We start from the raw sequence: 18617 nt of genomic DNA on the forward strand, positions 1-18617 counted from the left end.
GGTGGGGGGGGGGGGGGGGCCAGGGGCGGGGGGGGGCCGCGGGGGGAGGGGGGGGCGGCCCGTTGTGGCGGCCGTTTCTCCGTGTCGTCCACGAGGACGCGGCACAGCAGTTCCTACTCGGTCACCTTCAGCAGCTTGTTGGGCGTTCCACTGCTCGGGTTGGTGATCTTGTCACTGGTCGCCGCGCCGACCAGTGCGGAGGAGACCTGGTCGGGCGTGGCGTCCGGGTGTCCGGCCAGGTAGACGGCGGCGGCTCCGGTCACGTGCGGGGTGGCCATGGAGGTGCCGGAGATCGTCTTGGTCCCCTCGTCGCTGTCGTTCCAGTCGGAGGTGATGTCCGAGCCCGGCGCGTACAGGTCCACGGTCTTGCCGAAGTTCGAGAAGTCCGACTGGGCGTCGTCCTTCGTGCTGGAGGCGACCGTGATGGCCTCGGGGACCCGCGCCGGTGAACCCTGTCCGGCGTCCGCCGACTCGTTGCCGGCGGCGACGGCGAACGTGACGCCCGAGGCGATGGCCTTCTTGACCGCCTCGTCGAGGGCGGGGTCGGCGCCTCCGCCGAGGCTCATGTTGGCCACCGAGGGGCCCTGGTGGTTCTTGGTCACCCAGTCGATGCCGGCGACGACCTGCTCGGTGGTGCCGGAGCCGTTGTTGTCGAGGACTCTGACCGCGACGATCTTGGCCTTCTTGGCGACACCGTGGGCGGTTCCGGCGATGGTTCCGGCCACGTGGGTGCCGTGCCCGTTGCCGTCGTCGGCGGTGTTGTCGTTGTCGACGGCGTCGAACCCGTAACTCGCGCGTCCGCCGAAGTCCTTGTGGCTGATGCGCACACCCGTGTCGATGACGTACGCGGTCACACCCTCCCCGGCCTTGTCCGGGTAGGTGTACTTGTGGTCGCCGGCCGTGTCCGTCTGGTCGATGCGGTCCAGGCCCCAGGACGGCGGGTTGTCCTGGGTGGCGTCGATGTGGAACTTCTTGTTCTGCACCACCGTGGCGACCGCGGGGTCGGCGGCGAGGCGCTTGGCCTCCGTCTCGGTGAGGCTGTCGGCGGAGAAGCCGTTCACCGCCGAGCCGAAGGTGCGGCTGATCTTGCCGCCGTACTCCGTGGCCAGGTCCTTCTTCTCGGCAGCGGAGGCCTTCTGGTCCAGAAGGACGACGAAGCTGCCGGCCACGGCTCCTTCAGCGCGCAGGCCGTAGACCTTGCCTTCCGCGGGCTGTCCGGCCTGGGCGGCGGGCGACACGTACAGAGCCGTGCCCACGACAGTCGCAACGGCCGCGATCGCGGTGACGGTCTTGGCCTTGCCTATGCGTTTGTGATGCGCCGTCAAGAGGGGTCTCCTCGTTTGCATGTGGGGGGATTTGCGTTCACGCGGCAGAGTTCTGCTCGCGCTCTGCGAGCCTGCCGACTTGACGCGATCAGATCAATCCCCTGGTCGCAGCCCCGAAGCCCTCCGACGGCCGATCTTCACAGGGCTTACGCAGGTTGGGAGCAACCCGAATGCAAACATGCAGCGCTTTGCGCTGGTTGAATCACCAAGGAACGGTCAAGAATTATCCGTGCCGATCTCTTCACCGGCCGTTCACGCGGGCCGGCCGCAGGCGGCCGGGGCGATGGGTGTCCGCCATCGCCCCGGCCTGTGAAAACGCGCGGGCCCGCTGTCCGCCCTGCCGGTCAGGCCCCCTCGGGCTGCGCGAACACCGCGCAGGTGGTGGTGGCGTGCGCGTAGAGCTTGCCGTCGGCGGTGCCGGTGATCCTGGCCTCGGCGGTCGCGGTCGTGCGGCCCGCATGGATCACGGTGCCCTCGCAGCGCAGGGTCGGGGTGTCCGCGAAGACGGGGCGCACCATGTGCACTCCCAGCTGGATCGTCGTGTACGCGCGCCCCACGGGGAGTGTCGACATCACCGCGCTGCCGAGCGCCGAGTCGAGGAGCGTGGCGAGGAATCCGCCGTGCACCGTGCCCATGGGGTTGAGCAGGTGTTCGCCGGGTTCCCCCTCGAAGACGGCCCGGCCGTGCTCGGCCGCCACGAGACGGAATCCGAGCGTCCCGCCGATCGGCGCCTGAGGAAGGCGGCCCTCGACGCACATCCGGAGCACCTCCAGACCCGAACGGCCGGCACCGTCGGCATAGCTGGTGGGCGGTGCCCAGGTGTGGGTGCGGGAGCGGACGGTGGGCCCCGCGTCGCGCCGGGCCCCGGCTTCCGTCGCCGGCGCGGGGGTGATGGATGTCATGGTCGGTGGATCTCCTGTGCGTCGGGGTCTCGGGGGCGCGGTACGGCGTGCGGGGCCGCTCAGGGCAGCTTGACCGCGAGCAGGTCGACGGGCCGGATGTCGGGGGCCGCGGCGAGCATGGTCTCCGCGGCGCCCATGAGCGCGGCGGCGATCCGTCCGCGCAGGTGCTCGGTGCGGTCCTCGTCGTTCTCGAAGGTGTCGAAGACACCGAAGGTGGTGGCGTCCTCCCGGAAGGCGAACCAGGTGACGGTCCGCTGCTCCTCCTCGGCGAGCTGCACGGCCTCGGTCAGCATCCGGGCGATCTCTTCGGCGTGCTCCGGCTTGGCCTCGATACGGGCCAGCAGGCCGATCTTGTTCATGGTGGGCTCCTTCGGCTCGGTCGTGTGTCCCCTCACCGGGGCACACCATTCACGCTAGGTCGGTGAGCCGTCCGGCCCCAGTGTCGGAAACGACTTCTCTGGTAGCGTTTCCGACATGGACGTCTCGGTGCTGGTCTACGACGGCGTGTTCGACTCGGGGCTCTGTGCGGCGCTGGACGTCCTGGAGGCGGCCAACGCGATGCGCGGCGAACTCCCCCAGCCGCCACCGGCCTGGAACGTCACGACGGTCGGCTTCAGCCCGCAGGTGCGCACCGGCGCCGGACACATCGTCACGACCGAGCCCGCAACCGGCGTGGGTGCCACGGACCTGCTGCTCGTTCCCGCGCTCGCCGAGCGCCGGCCGGACGCCCTCCTGGAGCGGGTCGCGGGGCCCGGCCTCGCCGACGTACGGGAGCTGGTCGCCGGCCACCGGGGCCGGGCCGCACCCGTCGCCTCGGCCTGCACGGGCACCTTCCTGCTGGCCGAGTCGGGCATCCTGGACGGCCACCGGGCGACGACCACGTGGTGGCTGGCGCCCGTCTTCCGCGGTCGCTATCCGGCCGTTGCGCTCGACGAGACGAGCATGGTCACCACATCGCAGGGGGTGACGACGGCGGGGGCCGCCTTCGGGCACGTCGATCTCGCCCTCGCAGTCGTACGCATGGCCAGCCCCGCCCTGGCCGACCTGGTCGCCCGCTACCTGGTCGTCGACGAGCGCCCGTCACAGTCCGCGTACACGATCCCGAGCGCCCTCGCGCAGAGCGATCCGCTGATCGCCGCGTTCGAACGGTGGGCGCGCCGGCACCTCGACACGCCGAACAGCCTGGCCGAGGCGGCACATGCCCTGGGTGTCAGTGAGCGCACGCTGCAGCGCACCGTGCGCCGGGTCCTGAACACCACTCCGGTGCGGTTCGTCCAGGACCTGCGCGTCGAACAGGCGACGCATCTGCTGCGGACCACCGATCTGTCCCTGGAGAGCATCGCCCGCAAGGTCGGTTACGAGCACGCCGCCACCCTGCGCACGCTGCTGCGCGATCGCACCGGCACCACCACGGCGGGGCTGCGCACACGCTGAGCAGCCCCAGGAATGCCCCCGCTCCGGCTAGAAGGCCGTGTGGGCGAACCAGCGGTCCAGCGTCGCGGATTCCCCCCTCACGTCGAAATCGGCCTCCCGGTACGACCGCCGTCCGTAGAGCAGGAGCAGGAGGTCGGCGGCCCGGGCCCGCACCGTCGTCGTGCGCGCGTCGGACGGTTCGCCGTCCTCCGCTCGGGGCAGCACATGGAAACCCTCGGCGTCCAGTCGCACCCGCCACTGCTCACCGAGGCCTTCGCCGGGGCCTGCGCACTGGAACACGACGATCTCGCCGTCGCCTTTCAGCTGGGCCACGGCAGGGGCGAACAGGTGGGCGTGGGGCAGGTTGACGAGGAACTCGTCGATCCCGTCCGCCGCCAGCACGGGGTCGACGGGGGACTCCCGGCCCACGGACCGCTCGGCGTCGACGCGGTGGACCAGTGTCTCGAACAGCATCCGGCGGGCCCAGAACCGGGCGTGCTGGTCCTCGCCCCAGGCCCACATCGGTGCGTGGGGATCCGTGGCCCGCAGCACGGCGGCCACCCGGGGAATACCTGCCGCCACCCAGCGGGGGTAATCCTGTGCGCTGTCCGGCAGCTCCGGTTCCACCTCACGACTCCGCGGCTGCTCCTGCACGAGCCGGGTCAGCAGGGCGGAGAACCAGCGCTGCAGACTCCCGACGTGCCGGGTGAGGTCGGCCACCGTCCAGTCGGGGCAGGAGGGCACGGGGGATGCCGGATCCACGCCCTCGGCCACCTCGGCGAAGAGCGCCGTCTCCTGCTCGACGGCCCGCTGGTAGGTCGTGTACGGCAGCGGGTGGACCGCCGCTCGGCTGCCTTCCATGTCGCGTCCGCCCTTTCGTCCGCGGGAGGTCCACCGAGACGGAGCCTCGTGAACCCCAATCAGTCACCGGGGAATAGCGGACGGCCATGTTCAACCGTTGTGGGCCACTTGGCGACATGTGCGTACGGATGTCTCCGGATTGCGCTGGGATGGCCGACTCATCGTGAGCCGCGGATCGGGGATGGACATGAGCGACTTGGCCGAGGCGGTGCCGTCCGGTTCCACCCACATGGCGGAGCGGGCGACGTGCGAGTGCGGCGGCGACATACCCGTGGGCGGGCCCCGGGACGAGGAGGACCGTTTCCGGGGTCTGCTGGAGGCGGCACCGGACGCGATGGTCATCGTCGACGACACCGGCACCATCAAACTCGTCAACGCCCAGACCGAAGCCCTCTTCGGCTACCGACGCGAGGAACTCCTCGGCCACCCCGTCGAACTCCTCGTCCCCGGCCGCTTCCGCACCCACCACACCAAACACCGCAACGGCTACGCCCACAACCAGCAAGTACGCCCCATGGGCGCCGGCCTCGACCTCTACGGCCTGCGCAAGGACGGCACCGAATTCCCCGTCGAGATCAGCCTCAGCCCCCTCGAAACCGCCGACGGACTCCTCGTCTCCGCCGCCGTACGCGACGTCAGCGAACGCAAAGCCGCAGAGGAACGTTTCCGGGGTCTGCTGGAGGCGGCACCGGACGCGATGGTCATCGTCGACGACACCGGCACCATCAAACTCGTCAACGCCCAGACCGAAGCCCTCTTCGGCTACCGACGCGAGGAACTCCTCGGCCACCCCGTCGAACTCCTCGTCCCCGGCCGCTTCCGCACCCACCACACCAAACACCGCAACGGCTACGCCCACAACCAGCAAGTACGCCCCATGGGCGCCGGCCTCGACCTCTACGGCCTGCGCAAGGACGGCACCGAATTCCCCGTCGAGATCAGCCTCAGCCCCCTCGAAACCGCCGACGGACTCCTCGTCTCCGCCGCCGTACGCGACGTCAGCGAACGCAAAGCCGCCGAAGAGCGCATCAACGAACTCGCCGCGCTGGTCGAGTCGTCCCAGGACGCGATCCTCGCCAAGACCCTCGACGGCCGGATCACCTACTGGAACGCCGCCGCCCAGCGGCTGTACGGGTTCTCGGCCGCCGAGGCGGTCGGTCAGCACGTGTCGATCCTGGCCCCGCCCGACCAGACGGACGAGATCCGGCTGCTCCTTGACCGGTTGCGCCGCGGCGAGAAGGTCGAGCACTTCGAGACGCTGCGGGTGACCCGGTCCGGCGCGCTGCTCGACGTCGACGTCACCCTGTGGCCGACCCGGTCCCCGGACGGCACGGTCATCGGCGCGTGCGCGATCGTCCGCGACATCAGTGACCGCAAACGGGCCGAGGCGGAACTGACCGAACTGTACGAGCAGCAGCGGCACATCGCGCTCACGCTGCAGCGCAGCCTGATGGGCACGCCGCCCGCGATTCCCGACCTGGCCACCGCGAGCCGCTACCTCCCCGCCACCCAGGGAGCCGGGGTGGGCGGCGACTGGTTCGACCTGATCCCGCTGGGAGCCGGCCGCGTCGGAGTGCTGATCGGTGACGTGATGGGCCGCGGTCTGGAGGCGGCCGCCGTGATGGGCCAGCTGCGGTCCGCCGCGCACGCGCTGGCGAAGACGGGCATGCGGCCCCGTCAGCTGATGCAGGCCCTGGACACGGTCGTGGCCGACCTGAACGTCCCCGACCAGCTGGTCACCTGCTGCTATCTCGTCGTCGCCGCGGACTCCGGCGAAGTGGTCATCTGTTCCGCGGGACATCTGCCGGTCCTGGTCGCCGTCCCCGGCGAGGGTGTCAGCGCCCTTCCCACGCCGGTGAACGCGCCGCTCGGCGTCGGCGGCGTGATCTACGAACAGCACACCGCGACCATCGCACGCGGGGCCACGCTCGTGCTGTACACCGACGGTCTCATCGAGACCCCGGGCACCGACATCGAGGACCAGCTCACCGAGCTCATCGGCACCCTCGACAAGCTGGCCAGCTCCGGCCTCGACCTGGAGGCCGCCGCCGACCACGTACTGACGACGCTGCTGCCCGACGCGAATGGGCACGACGACGTCACCCTGCTGCTCACCCAGGTGCCGGCCGCCCCGCTGGCCACGGCCGGCGCCGATCTGTGCGCGGAGCCGCGCGCGGTGCGTGACGGCCGCGGATTCCTCGCCGCGACCCTCTGCACATGGGGCTTCGTCGAGCGGGCGGACGACGCGTGTCTGCTGCTGTCGGAGATACTCACCAACGCGGTCCAGCACGCGCAGGGCCCGATCGGCCTGCGTGTGCGCCGCACGGACACCGAGCTGACCGTCGAGGTCAGCGACCCCAGCCCGCAGCTGCCCCAGCCCCGGGTCGCCGCCGAGGAGGAGGAGTCCGGCCGGGGGCTGCAGCTCGTACGGGCCCTCGCCGACGACTGGGGAGTCCGGCCGACCGACGACGGCAAGACGACGTGGTTCAGCCTCCGGATCGGGCAGCCGGTCGCCCCTCGGCGGGCAGGCCCGTAGGACCGGGACGAGCAGGAGCCGGTCGACGCGGCCGCACAGCGCCGGAGAAGCCGGTGCGGGCGCGGCGCGCCGCTCCTCCCCGGGAGCGGCGCGCCGTGATGCGGGTGGTCGGGTGCCGAGGCAGGTGCGTCGGCACACCGGGGACGGTCAGAAGCGGTCGTCGCCGCGGTGGTTGCGGTCGTCGCCGCGGTAGTGACGGCCGTCTTCACCACGGAAGTGACGGTCGTGGTCACGGTAGCCGCGGTGGTCGTCACGCCGGCCGCCCCAGGACTGGGCGTCGATGAAGCGGCCGTGGTCGTTGCGCAGGGTGGCGGTGTCGGCGTCGCGGTCCCATACGGAGAAGCGGCGGTCCTGGAAGACGTCGGTCGAGCTGTCGCGGCCGACACCGGTGTGGACGCGAACGGTTGCCCGGCCTCCCAGCCAGTAGTTGCGGAAGGTGTAGGTGTTGCCGTCCCGGTCGGACAGGGTCCAGCCGCTCAGATTCACGCCGTGACGGCCGTTGTTGGTGATGTCGACCCACTCCCGGTTGAGGGCCAGGTTGGATCGCTCGTAGCGGCCGTGGAGGCTGGACTGCACGTTGCCGATGACCACCTGGGCGCGGTCCGGGTACGCGCTCGCCCGGTCCGCGGCGGAGGCGGGCAGCGCCACCGCTCCGACCAGGGCGGCCGCCACGGCGGCGGCTGCGGTCAGACGACGCGGGGTCACAGAAACGGAAGCGGACACAGGGTCCCCCTTGCAGGGTGTGGGCACGTCCGGGCTGCACGGCTTCGGGCCGTGGACCGGGGTGCGGTAGGTGAGGAGCGGCCGTGCGGCCGCGCATCCACACCTTCGTGCCCCGCACGAGAAAAGCGCGGCACATACGGGGTGTGTTACAAATCGCCCACATATTGGTGACACTCGGATGCATAGTCCATCTATGGACTGAATGACCGTTTCAAGGCTTTATCAGGCGACCTTTCACATGCGTACACACCGGCCCGTCACCCGAAAGTGAGCAACAGTCCCCAGGCATATGCCGCGCGTACGCCCACCGACCGTCGGCCGTGAAGTGGCCGATTTCGAGCCTTACTTCAAGTAGGACTTGCACGCCTGGTGGGACTATATGATCAAATCTCCCGATGCGTACCCCCCACGTACCGACGCATCAACCTGCCCTGTCCGACGGGGATTCCGCCGACGGGGTTCCACACAATCGCAGCCCGTACGACGAACTGGCCGCGCTGGCAGACAATCCGCTGGAGGACTTCCTCACCGACGACACCGCTCCGACCTCGCGGAACGACGAGTCCGAGGAGCCCTGGTCCCCGCCCAACCACCGGCGCGGCAGCCGCCGCCGCAACCGGGCCACCGGCCTGCCCACCATGGTCAGAGTCCTCGCCTGGGCGCTCACCCTCGCCTGCCTCGTCACCCTCGCCGACCGCTGGGCGCTGCTGTATGCCGAGCACAAGGCCTCGGACCGGCTCAAGGACCAACTGCATCTCGCCGCGGCCCCCGAGGTACGGATCGGAGGATTCCCGTTCCTCACCCAGCTGGCCGCACAGCGCCTCGACTCGGTCCGGATCACCGTCCCCGGCATCCCGGCCCGCCGGGTCACCCTCACCCAGGTCACCGCCACCGCACACGACATACGCATCGACGGCGACGGGCCCACCGCCGTGCGCGGCGCCCTGGTGCGGCAGGTGCACGGTCAGGTGCTGCTGTCCTTCGCCGACATGAACCGCGAACTCGGCGCATCCCAGGTGTCCTTCACGGCCCGCGGACCGGGCCGCGTCCGGGCCCACGGCGATCTGCGCGTCGCGGGGAACGATCTGCGGGTACGAGCCGACGTCCGCATCCGGCGCGAAGGGGAGCGCGGCATCGCCACCTCCGTGGACGGCATGCGGCTCGACGTCGGTGACCTCGCGACGTACCGGCCCGGCACCGGGCCCGCCGAGGGCCTCCACCTGACCCGCGCCTCGGCGCGCCGGCTCACCCGGGAAGCGGAGAGGATCAGGGCCTTTCTGGCCGTCCCGGAGATCGTGCGGCGCCTGGGCGTCCCCGACAGCGCGGTGCGGGCCGCGCTGCACGACGAGGACAGGCTCCATCAGCTCACCGGCGCACCGCGGTTCCTGCACGACCTGACCCGCATGAACCTCGTGGACGTGGCGCTCGCCCACCCGGCGCTCCTGAAGCGGCTGGGCCTCGACCTCTCCCTCCTCACCGCACTGACCAAGCTCACCCGCCCGCAGATCGCGGACCGCTTCTCCTTCTCCTTCCAGCTCCCGAAACCGCCTTCGGGCGCCCTGCGCCTGCAGGGCGTGACGGTGCACAAGGACGGCATCCACGCCGACGTCACGGGATCGGGGCTGCTCCTGGGGCACTGAGCATCCGCACCGGGGACACCGGCGGTGCCTCAATCCGTCGAGCTGCCGAGGCGGTTGATCCAGTCACGGATCGCCCGTGCCGTGGTGGGTGCGTGTTCCCCGGCGACGGTCCAGTGGTCGCCGGGGACGTCCACGGTCTCGGACAGCTGTGGCCAGGAAGCCCGCCAGTCGCGGCTCTCCGCCCCGCGGCTGCCGTGGGTGCGCATCTCCGGCAGCCGGGCGGTGGCGCGCACCAGCAGTGTGGGTACGTCCACCGGCTCGGGACGCCAGCCGCGGAGCATCCGGGTGTAGGCCCCGAGTGCGGCCAGCGCCATGTCCTCCACCGCGGTGTCGAACTCCTCCCGCATGGCCAGGGCCGCGCGGGCGGGGAGGGCGAGCAGCCATGGCTCGGCCTCCCGCTCGGGGGTCACGTGGTAGGTGTCGACGAGGACCAGGCCGGCCGGCGGAGTGCCGGTCTCCGCCAGCCGCGCGGCGACCGCGTGTGCCGGGCAGCCGCCCATCGACCAGCCCAGCAGGACGGGCCGGCGCTCGCCCAGTTGCTCCCGCAGGGTGGCTGCATGCAGGTCCACCAGTGTCTGCCAGTCGCCGGGCAGCGCGTCGCCCGAGGTGACCCCGGGGTGCCGCATCTCCAGAACGTCCCGGTCGTCTTCGAGGTGTCGCGCGAGCGCGTCGTACCAGGGCCGGCCCAGGGCCGGGGAGAAGCCGGGGAAGCACACCAGAGGTGCCCGGTCGTCCGCGCCGACGGCCAGCTGGAGTGGCTGCAGGGCGTGCGCGGCGCCCTCCTCGGGGCCGAACCCGGGGACGGCCAGTGAGGCGGTCACGAGCAGGTGCATCGCCGAGACGACGTCGCCGGTCCCGCACACGCGCCGGTACAGGGAGGCCAGGGTCTGTACGGGCCGTGCCGGCCGTGCCGCGGTGGCCGCCTTCCGACAGGGCAGCGCCTCGTGCAGTTCGGCGAGCAGGTGGCTCGTCAGTCGCTCGGTGGTGGGCAGGTCGAAGGTGACGGTGGCGGGCAGCTCCAGTCCGGTGAGCAGACTCAGCCGGTTGCGCAGCAGAACGGCGGTCAGGGAGTCGAGACCCAGTTCCGTGAAGGCGCGGTCGGCCGTCACGGCGGCCGCGCCGGGATGGCCGAGCACCTCGGCGACCGCTTCCCGGACGAGCGTGAGCAGGGCGGAGTGGCGGTCGTCGGCGGGCAGCTGCGCAAGCCGTACTCGCCACGCTCCCGGCGAGTCGTGGGTCGGCCGGGTGGTGGTCGCCGCCGGTCCCCCGCCGCTCCGGTCCGCGCCCGGGCCCGTTGCCGAGCCGGACGGTCGCAGCAGATCCTGCAGCGGCGGCGGAACCGGCCTCCGCTGCCTACCGGCCGTCGGGGCCAACGGCAGCGGTGCCAGGACGGGTTCGTCCGCCGCCAAGGCGGCGTCGAACAACGCCATGCCCTCGGCGGGTGTGACGGCGCGCAGCACGCCGTCACTGGTCCGGCCGGTGCGGGCCGCCATCCCCTCGGCCCCCGACCAGGGGCCCCATGCCAGGGAGAGGGCCGGCATTCCCAGGGCGGCACGGTGCACCGCGAGGGCGTCGAGGAACGCGTTCGCGGCCGCGTAGCCCGCCTGACCGGGATTGCCGAGCAGTCCCGCCGCCGAGGAGAAGAACACGAACTGAGACAGGGGCAGGTCCTTCGTCAGCTCGTGCAGGTGCCAGGCCGCGTCCGCCTTCGGGCGCATCACCGCCGCGATCCGCTCGGGCGTCTGCGCCTCCAGCACGCCGTCGTCGAGGACACCGGCCGTATGCACCACGGCGGTCAGGTCCGTTGCGTACCGGTCGACCACCTCCGCCAGCGCGGACCGGTCGGCCGCGTCGCAGGCGACCACCTCCACCCGGCCTCCGGCCTGCTCGATCTCCGCCTGCAGCCGGCGTGCACCGGGCGCCTTCGGGCCACTGCGGCTGGTGAGCACCAGGCGGCGCACTTTGTGATGCTCCGTCAGGTGGCGGGCCAGCAGCCCGCCGAGAGCACCGGTGCCCCCGGTGATCAGTACGGTGCCCTCCTCGCCGAACGGAGCCGACCGGGACGGTGTGGCGGCCGCCTGTGTCAGCCCTGGCACCAGCACCTTCCCGGCGTGGACGGCCAGTTGGGGTTCACCGGTCCCCAGGGCCGCCGTCAGCCGGCGCACCGACTCGGGGTGGTCGTCGACGTCGACGAGGGTCAGGCGGCCGGGGTACTCCGACTGCGCACTGCGCGCCAGTCCCCAGACCGCCGCGGCCGGCAGGTCCGGAGCCCGACCGGTGGCTCCACGGGTCACCAGGACCAGGCGTGATCCCGGAGCCAGGCCGGGCAGCCGGCCGCGCAGCAGTTCCAGGGCGCGTGTGACGAGGGCACGAGTGCCGGCGGCGGGGGTGGTGGACGGAGTCGGCGCGGTCAGGGAGACGACGACGGCCGGCAGATCGCCTTCGAGGGAGCCGGAGCGCCGTGTCCCGGACAGCGCTGCCCCCAGGTCCAGGTCGTCCGGGGATTCCACCGCGAACGCGGAGGCGGTGGTGCGGTCGGCGGCCACGGCGGTCCAACTCGGCCGGTACAGCGGTCCGGCCTGCCCACGGTCGGCGGTGCGCGGGACCGCCCGGGTGGTGAGCGCCTCCACCCGCAGCACCGGCCTGCCCGCCGGGTCGGTGAGGTCCACGGCGACCGTGTCCTCCCCGGTACGGCGCAGACGTACCCGCAGCGCGTTGACGCCGGTCGCGTACCGGCTGACACCCCGCCAGGCGAACGGCAGCCGGGGTGGTTCGGACTCCCCCCGGTCCCCGGGGACCAGCAGTGGAACGTGGATCGCGGCGTCGAGCAGCGCGGGATGGATGCCGTACCGCTGCGCCTCTGCCACGGCGGCGTCGGGGAGCCGGACATCGGCGAGGAGGTCGTCTCCCTGCCGCCAGACGGCCCGTACGCAGCGGAAGGCCGGGCCGTAGCCGTAGCCTTCGCGCGCCAGCCGGTCGTAGGCCTTAGTCACGTCGACCGGTACGGCGTCCGGCGGCGGCCAGGAACCCTGCGGTCCGGGGTTCGGGGCGGGGTCGGTGGCCGATGCCGCCAGCCGACCGGTGGCGTGCTGGGTCCAGGTGCCCACCGGGCCGGAGTCCTCGGGGCGCGCGTGGATGTCGACGGTCCTGCGGCCGTCCGGGTCCGGTTCGCCAAGCGCCACCTGGAGCTCGACGCGTGCGCCGGCGCCGGGCAGTCGCAGCGGCAGCAGCAGGGTCAGCTCTTCCAGGACGTCCAGCCCGCAGGTGCTGCCGGAGTGGAGGGCCAGGTCGGCGAGGGCGGACGCGGGCACCAGCAGGCGTCCGTCGACGACGTGGTCGCACAGCCAGGGCTGGTCGGTGTCCGACAAGTGGCCGGTGCACAGCAGGCGGCCGGTGTCCGGGAGGCTGGTCGTGGAGGTCAGCACCGGGTGGCCGCCGGAGGCGGCTCGTGCGGCCGTCGGTGTGGGGTCGACGGGCTCGGTCAGCCAGTAGCGCTCCCGCTGGAAGGGGTAGGTGGGCAGGTCCACCCGCCGGGCACGGCTGCCCGGGTGCGCCGCCTGGTGCACGGTGTCCCAGTCGATCGCCGTGCCGTGCTCGTGGAGTCGGGCGAGTGCCGCCAGAACCGTGTCGGGCTCCGGGTGACCGGCCCGCGCCGTCGGGGTGAACACCACGTCCCCGGATGCCCCGGCCGTGGCCATCGCGGCCGAGGTGAGCTGTGTGCCCGGTCCCACCTCGGCGAACGCGGTCACCCTCGCTTCACGCACCAGATGACGTACGGCGTCCGCGAACCGCACCGTTTCGCGGGCGTGACGGACCCAGTAGGCCGCCGAGCGCAGGTCGTCTCCGGTGGCCTGACGCCCGGTCAGCGTCGAGGCGATCGGGATGCGGGGCTCACGGTAGGTGGCCCGGGAGGCGGCTCGGGCGAACTCCGCGAGCGCCGGTTCGATCAGCGGCGAGTGGAAGGCGTGGCTGGTGCGCAGCCGTACGGTGCGACGCCCAAGGGTCTCGAAGCGCTCGGCCGCCGCAGACACCGCCTGCTCCGCCCCGGAGACGACGACCGACCGTGGACCGTTGACCGCCGCGACCGTCACCGGCCCGGCTGCTGCAGGCAGTTCGGCCAGGGCCGCCAGCGCCTCTTCCTCGGTGGCGTCCAGGGACAGCATGGCGCCCCCTGCCGGGAGTTGCCGCATCAAACGGCCCCGGGCGGCGACCAGGTCGACGGCGTCGCTCTCCGAGAGGATCCCGGCCGCGTGCGCCACGGCCAGCTCGCCGACGGAATGGCCGGCCAGGAAGTCCGGTCGCACGCCCCAGGATTCGAGCAGCCGGAACAGCGCGACCTCGAACGTGAACAGGCCGGCCTGCGCGACATCCGTTCTGTGCTGCCCTGCGTCGGCGAGCGATGTGCCCGGGCCGTCCCACAGAACCTCGCGCAGGGGCCGCTCCCCGACGCCGACGGAGTCGAACCGGCCGCACAAGGCGTCGAAGGCGTCCGCGAAGACGGGGTACGCGGTGTGCAACTCCCGGCCGAGGCCCGCCCATCCGGCGCCCTGCCCGGTGAAGAGCAGCGCCAGCCGTCCGCCCCTACGGACCGGGGAGGGCACGGCAGCCGCCCCCTCGTCCGAGAGCCGGTCCAGTTCACTCAGCAGGGCGGCGCGGTCCTGGACGGCCAGCGCCGCCCTGTGGCGGAGTGCGGCGCGGGCGGTCGCCGATGAGAACGCCACGTCCCCGAGCGGCAGTTCGGGCCGTCCGCGGAGGAAGGCGGCGGTACGCCGGGCCTGGGCGCGCAGCGCTTCGGCGGTCGCGCCGGACAGGAGGAGCGGCGGTTCCGGAGCGGTCCGGGAATCCTCGCGGTGCGGGGCCGCCTGCTCGTCGACCGCTTCCTCCAGGATCACGTGGGCGTTGGTGCCGCCGATACCGAAGGCGGACACCGCGGCGCGCCGGGGTTTTCCGGGAGCGGGCTGCCACGGCTGCTCCCGCTGCAGCAGCCGTACGGCGCCGGAGGACCAGTCGACGCCCGGTGACGGCTCATCGGCGTGCAGCGTGCGCGGCAGCACACCGTGCCGCATGGCGAGCACCGTCTTGATGACCCCGGCGACGCCCGCCGCGGCCTGGGTGTGCCCGATGTTGGACTTCAGCGATCCCAGCCACAGCGGCCGCTCCGCCGGGCGGTCGTGCCCGTACGCGGCGAGGAGCGCCCGGGCTTCGATGGGATCGCCGAGCGGGGTGCCGGTGCCGTGCGCCTCCACGGCGTCGATGTCGGCCGGGGTGAGTCCGGCGGCGGCGAGGGCATCGCCGATCACCCGCTCCTGGGCGGGCCCGCTGGGCGCGGTCAGGCCGTTGGACGCGCCGTCGCCGTTGACGGCGGAGCCGCGGAGCACGGCCAGCACCGGATGGCCGTTGCGCCGCGCGTCGGCGAGCCGCTCCAGCAGGACCAGTCCGACGCCCTCGCCCCAGGCCGTGCCGTCGGCCGCGGCCGAGAACGGCCTGCACCGTCCGTCGGGCGACAGGCCGCGCAGCCTGCTGAACGCGGCGAACGGCACCGGGCTGGCCATGACGGTGGCCCCGCCGGCCACGGCCAGCGAGCACTGGCCCGAGCGCAGTGCCCGTGCCGCCCAGTCCATCGCCACCAGCGACGAGGAGCAGGCCGTGTCCACCGTCACCGCGGGACCCTCCAGGCCCAGGGTGTAGGCGATGCGCCCGGAGGCCACGCTGCCCGCCGAGCCGAGCGCGAGGTGTGCCTCGTACTCGTGTCCTCCGCGGTGCAGCAGCCGGCCCGCGTAGTCGCCGTGCATCACGCCGACGAAGACGCCGGTGTCGCTGCCGCGCAGGGCGCTGGGGGCGATGCCCGCCCGTTCCACGACCTCCCAGGCGGTCTCGAGGAGCAGCCGCTGCTGCGGGTCGGTGGCCAGTGCCTCCCGGGGCGACATGCCGAAGAAGGCCGCGTCGAAGTCGGCGGCCCGGCGCAGGAAGCCACCGCGGCGGGTGACCGAGGTGCCCGGCCGGTCCGGGTCGGCGTCGAACAGCCCGGCCAGGTCCCAGCCCCGGTCGGCGGGGAACGCGGAGGTGGCGTCCGTGCCGTCGGCGATCAGCCGCCAGAGCTCCTCCGGCGCGCAGACGTCGTCGACGGCTCCCGGATAGCGGCAGGCCATGGCGACGATGGCCACCGGTTCGTCGGGCTGCGGCGTGTCGCCGGGTGTGCGGGGCCCGGCCCCACGTGCCGCCGGAGTAGGGGCGCCGAGGAGCGCGTCGTGCAGGAAATCGGCCACCGCGTCCGGCGTCGGCCGGTCGAACACCAGGGTCGCGGGCAGCCGCAGACCGGTCACCGCGCCGAGCCGGTCGCGCAGCAGCACACCGTGCAGGGAGCTGACTCCCAGATCGGTGAAGGCCTGGTCGGGCTCCGGGTCGGACTCCCCGTCGCCGCGCAGCTGGGCCATGACGAGGTTCAGTACGGCGCGGTGCCGCTCGGGGGCCGGGAGCGCGAGCAGCCGGGCCCGCAGTTCGGTGGCGGCGTCCTCCCGCTCGGTGACGAGCGCCTCGGCCAACTGGCCGGCGAGTACCGCGCGTTGGATCTTGCCGGAGGGCGTGCGGGGCAGCGGGCCGCTCAGCCGGATCTCGTCCGGCACCTTGAAAGCGGACAGCCGCTCCCGGCACGCGGCCCGCAGCGGCGCGAGGTCGACTCCGTCCGGCCCGGGGACGACGCACGCCACCGGGACCTCCCCCAGCACGTCGTGCGGCCTGCCCACGACCGCCGCGTCGGCGACACCGGGACACGCCAGGAGCACCTGCTCCACCTCGACCGGGTTGACGTTCTGCCCGCCGCGGATGATCAGGTCGCCCACCCGGCCGGTGACCCGCAGCCCACCGTCCGGCTCACGACGCCCGAGGTCACCGGTCCGGTACCAGCCGTCACGCAGGACCTGCGCCGTGCTGTCGGGGCGACCGTGGTAACCGGTCATCACACCGGGGCCGCGCACCCAGATCTCGCCCTCGGCACCGGCGGCGACGCCGGCACCTGAGTGCGGGTCGGCCACCCGGACCTCGACTCCGGGCACCGGCTGCGGCACGCGCTGCGGACCCGGCGCCTCGAGCCGGTCGACCGCGATCTTGCCGGAGGTCTCGGTGGAGCCGTAGCCGTCCAGCAGCGGAGCGCCCAGCAACTCCTCGACAGAGGAGCGAAGTTCCGGCGGGCAGGGCGCTCCGGCGGTGACGCACAGCCGGAGCCCGCCCGGTGCGCGCGGCGCCTCCCGCAGTGCGCTCACCAGCAGGTGGTAGGTGGCCGGTACCCCGGCCAGCATCGTGAACGGCCCCTGCAGCGGCTGCTGTTCGAGCGCGTCCAGCACGTCCACGCCGCGGTCGAGCAGGTAGGCGCTCGCCCCGGTGGCGACCACCCCGAGGATGCACAGCGAGTACGCATAGGCGTGATGCATCGGCAACGGCCACAGGAGCCGGTCCTCCTCGGACATGCCGAAGAGTGGCGCATAGGCGGCGGCCGTCGACCACAGCACGGCCCGCTGGCTCGTCACCACGCCTTTGCGCTCGCCGGTGGTGCCCGAGGTGTAGAGGATCCAGGCCGGTTCGTCCAGGCCGAGGCCGTCGTACGGCGGGCGGCCCGGATCGGTGCCGGCGAGTTCTTCGTAGGAGACCGCGCCCGCGGGTGCTCCGGACGGCAGTGCCTGCGCGCCCACGACGACCACCAGCCGCGGCGAGCGCGGTCCTGTCGCCACGTGCGCCAGGCGCTCCAGCAGCGACACCTCGACCACGATCGCCACCGCGCCGCTGTCGCCGAGGACATGGTCCAGCTCGGCGTCGGCCGCCCCGGGATCCATGGGCACACCGACGACCCCCGCGCGCACGGCGGCCAGGCAACTCTCCGCCACTTCAACGCGGTTGGACAGCCAGAACACCACCCGGTCGCCGCGGCGCACGCCCAGCCGTGCCAGATGTCCTGCGATCCGTGCCGTCCGCCGGTCCAGCTGCTCCCAGGTCACCCCCCTGCGCGCGTCCCGGAAGGCGGTCCTCTCCCCCGCGCGTGCCGCATGCGCTCGGACGGCTTCGGCCAACGGACGGACAAGTTCCCCGCGAACCCCCGTCATTCCCACCCCTCTTGTGCGTCCACCCCCGACGCCCATCGACTATAGGGTCACGATCCGTTCGCGGCCGTCAGCTCCGGGCCGCGTCGCGCGCGCCGCCGAACGGGTGACGGCTCGCCGGGTGAACTCCGCCGGGGAGACGGCATGCCACGCGCGCTCCCGGTTCCGGCCGGTGTCCCTCGCCAACGCGGCGTACTGCAGCCGCGGCACCGCCGTGGGGCTCTGTCAACACGGCCGAGCGGGGAGGACGACGCCCACGGGCGGGGGTGGCCGGGCCGCGGTACAGGAGAGTCATGAGACGGTCCCGAATAGCGTCCTACATGTCCTCCGCACTCGTCGCGGCCGCCTGTACCCTCGCCGGTCCCGCGACGGCGCCGGCGGCGCCGGGCGCCGAAGCCACGCACTCCGAAGCCCTCGACTACGTGGCTCTCGGTGACTCCTATTCGGCCGGTGTCGGAGCCGGCAGCTACTTCACCTCCGCCTCGGACTGCCTGCGCAGCGGCCGGGCGTACCCGGCCCTGTGGGCCGCGGCCCATGCGCCGTCGTCGTTCAGCTTCATGGCGTGCAACGGCGCCCGCACCGGCGACGTCATGTCGAGTCAGCTCGGCCCGCTGACTCCCCGTACCGACCTGGTCAGCATCACGGTCGGCGGCAGCGACTCGGACTTCTCCGGCGTGATGGCGACCTGCGTACTGCCCGGCACCGAGGCATGCTTCTCCGCCGTCGCGAAGGCACGCACCTTCATGAACGGGTCCCTTCCCGGCAGCCTGGACCGTCTCTACTCGGCCATCCGCAGCAAGGCGCCCGCCGCCCATGTCGTCGTGCTCGGTTACCCGCACCTCTACCAGGTCCACGGCACCTGTTCGGGCGGCCTCGCGGACACGGAGAGGTCGGCGCTCAACGAGGCCGTGGACCAGCTCAACGCGGTGATCGCCGAGCGCGCCGTCGACCACGGGTTCACTTTCGCCGATCCCCGGGGCGCCTTCGCCGGGCACGAGATCTGTTCGTCCACGCCCTGGCTGCACAGCGTCGACTGGCTGGACCTGACCGAGTCGTACCACCCCACGGCACCAGGGCAGTCGCTGGGCTACCTCCCTCTCCTCACCGGCGCGGCTTGATCTCTCCAT

At 72.6% G+C, this 18617-nt stretch carries 10 protein-coding genes; 4 read left to right on the forward strand and 6 right to left on the reverse strand.

The annotated features are described in order from the left end of the window. Positions 1 to 113 precede the first annotated feature (113 nt). The 3 genes from AC07DS_RS15665 to AC07DS_RS15675 all read right to left on the reverse strand — a co-directional run bounded on the left by AC07DS_RS15665 (position 114) and on the right by AC07DS_RS15675 (position 2586). Positions 114 to 1325 carry a S8 family peptidase gene (locus AC07DS_RS15665; protein ID WP_479145603.1) on the reverse strand — a complete coding sequence of 404 codons (1212 nt, stop codon included), beginning with the start codon at positions 1323 to 1325 and terminating at the stop codon, positions 114 to 116. Positions 1326 to 1669: 344 nt separating this feature from the next. Beyond that, positions 1670 to 2227, reverse strand: coding sequence for a PaaI family thioesterase (locus AC07DS_RS15670; RefSeq protein WP_479145605.1), 558 nt, complete (start codon positions 2225 to 2227; stop codon positions 1670 to 1672). 59 nt (positions 2228 to 2286) lie between these two features. Further along, a complete protein-coding gene (locus AC07DS_RS15675) occupies positions 2287 to 2586 on the reverse strand; it encodes a putative quinol monooxygenase (RefSeq protein WP_479145607.1) in 300 nt (99 codons plus the stop codon). Positions 2587 to 2701: 115 nt separating this feature from the next. Between AC07DS_RS15675 and AC07DS_RS15680 the strand changes: the two genes are divergently transcribed. Beyond that, positions 2702 to 3661, forward strand: coding sequence for a GlxA family transcriptional regulator (locus AC07DS_RS15680; protein ID WP_479145609.1), 960 nt, complete (start codon positions 2702 to 2704; stop codon positions 3659 to 3661). A 27-nt stretch (positions 3662 to 3688) separates the two neighbouring features. Here AC07DS_RS15680 and AC07DS_RS15685 read toward each other — a convergent pair whose 3' ends face one another. Continuing rightward, the gene (locus AC07DS_RS15685) at positions 3689 to 4501 is read right to left on the reverse strand and encodes a maleylpyruvate isomerase family mycothiol-dependent enzyme (RefSeq protein WP_479145611.1); all 813 of its coding nucleotides are present in this window, start codon (positions 4499 to 4501) and stop codon (positions 3689 to 3691) included. Positions 4502 to 4688: 187 nt separating this feature from the next. On the opposite strand from AC07DS_RS15685, the gene AC07DS_RS15690 reads away from it, so the two are divergent. Beyond that, positions 4689 to 7037: a SpoIIE family protein phosphatase gene (locus AC07DS_RS15690; RefSeq protein ID WP_479145613.1), complete on the forward strand. Its 2349-nt coding sequence runs from the start codon at positions 4689 to 4691 to the stop codon at positions 7035 to 7037. Between the two features lie 147 nt (positions 7038 to 7184). On the opposite strand, the gene AC07DS_RS15695 is transcribed toward AC07DS_RS15690, so the two are convergent. Next, entirely contained in the window at positions 7185 to 7760 is a 576-nt protein-coding gene (locus AC07DS_RS15695; protein ID WP_479145615.1) for a lamin tail domain-containing protein, read from the reverse strand. 395 nt (positions 7761 to 8155) lie between these two features. Between AC07DS_RS15695 and AC07DS_RS15700 the strand changes: the two genes are divergently transcribed. Then, positions 8156 to 9400: an LmeA family phospholipid-binding protein gene (locus AC07DS_RS15700; RefSeq protein ID WP_479145617.1), complete on the forward strand. Its 1245-nt coding sequence runs from the start codon at positions 8156 to 8158 to the stop codon at positions 9398 to 9400. A gap of 29 nt (positions 9401 to 9429) precedes the next feature. Here the strand turns inward: AC07DS_RS15700 and AC07DS_RS15705 are convergent, their stop codons facing one another. Further along, positions 9430 to 17493 (reverse strand): type I polyketide synthase, encoded by an 8064-nt coding sequence (locus AC07DS_RS15705; RefSeq protein WP_479145619.1) that lies wholly within the window; start codon positions 17491 to 17493, stop codon positions 9430 to 9432. 290 nt (positions 17494 to 17783) lie between these two features. Here AC07DS_RS15705 and AC07DS_RS15710 point away from each other — a divergent pair, with 290 nt between their 5' ends. Next, positions 17784 to 18608: an SGNH/GDSL hydrolase family protein gene (locus tag AC07DS_RS15710; protein WP_479145620.1), complete on the forward strand. Its 825-nt coding sequence runs from the start codon at positions 17784 to 17786 to the stop codon at positions 18606 to 18608. Positions 18609 to 18617: the final 9 nt, after the last annotated feature.

This window comes from Streptomyces sp. NPDC044064 (assembly GCF_056434245.1).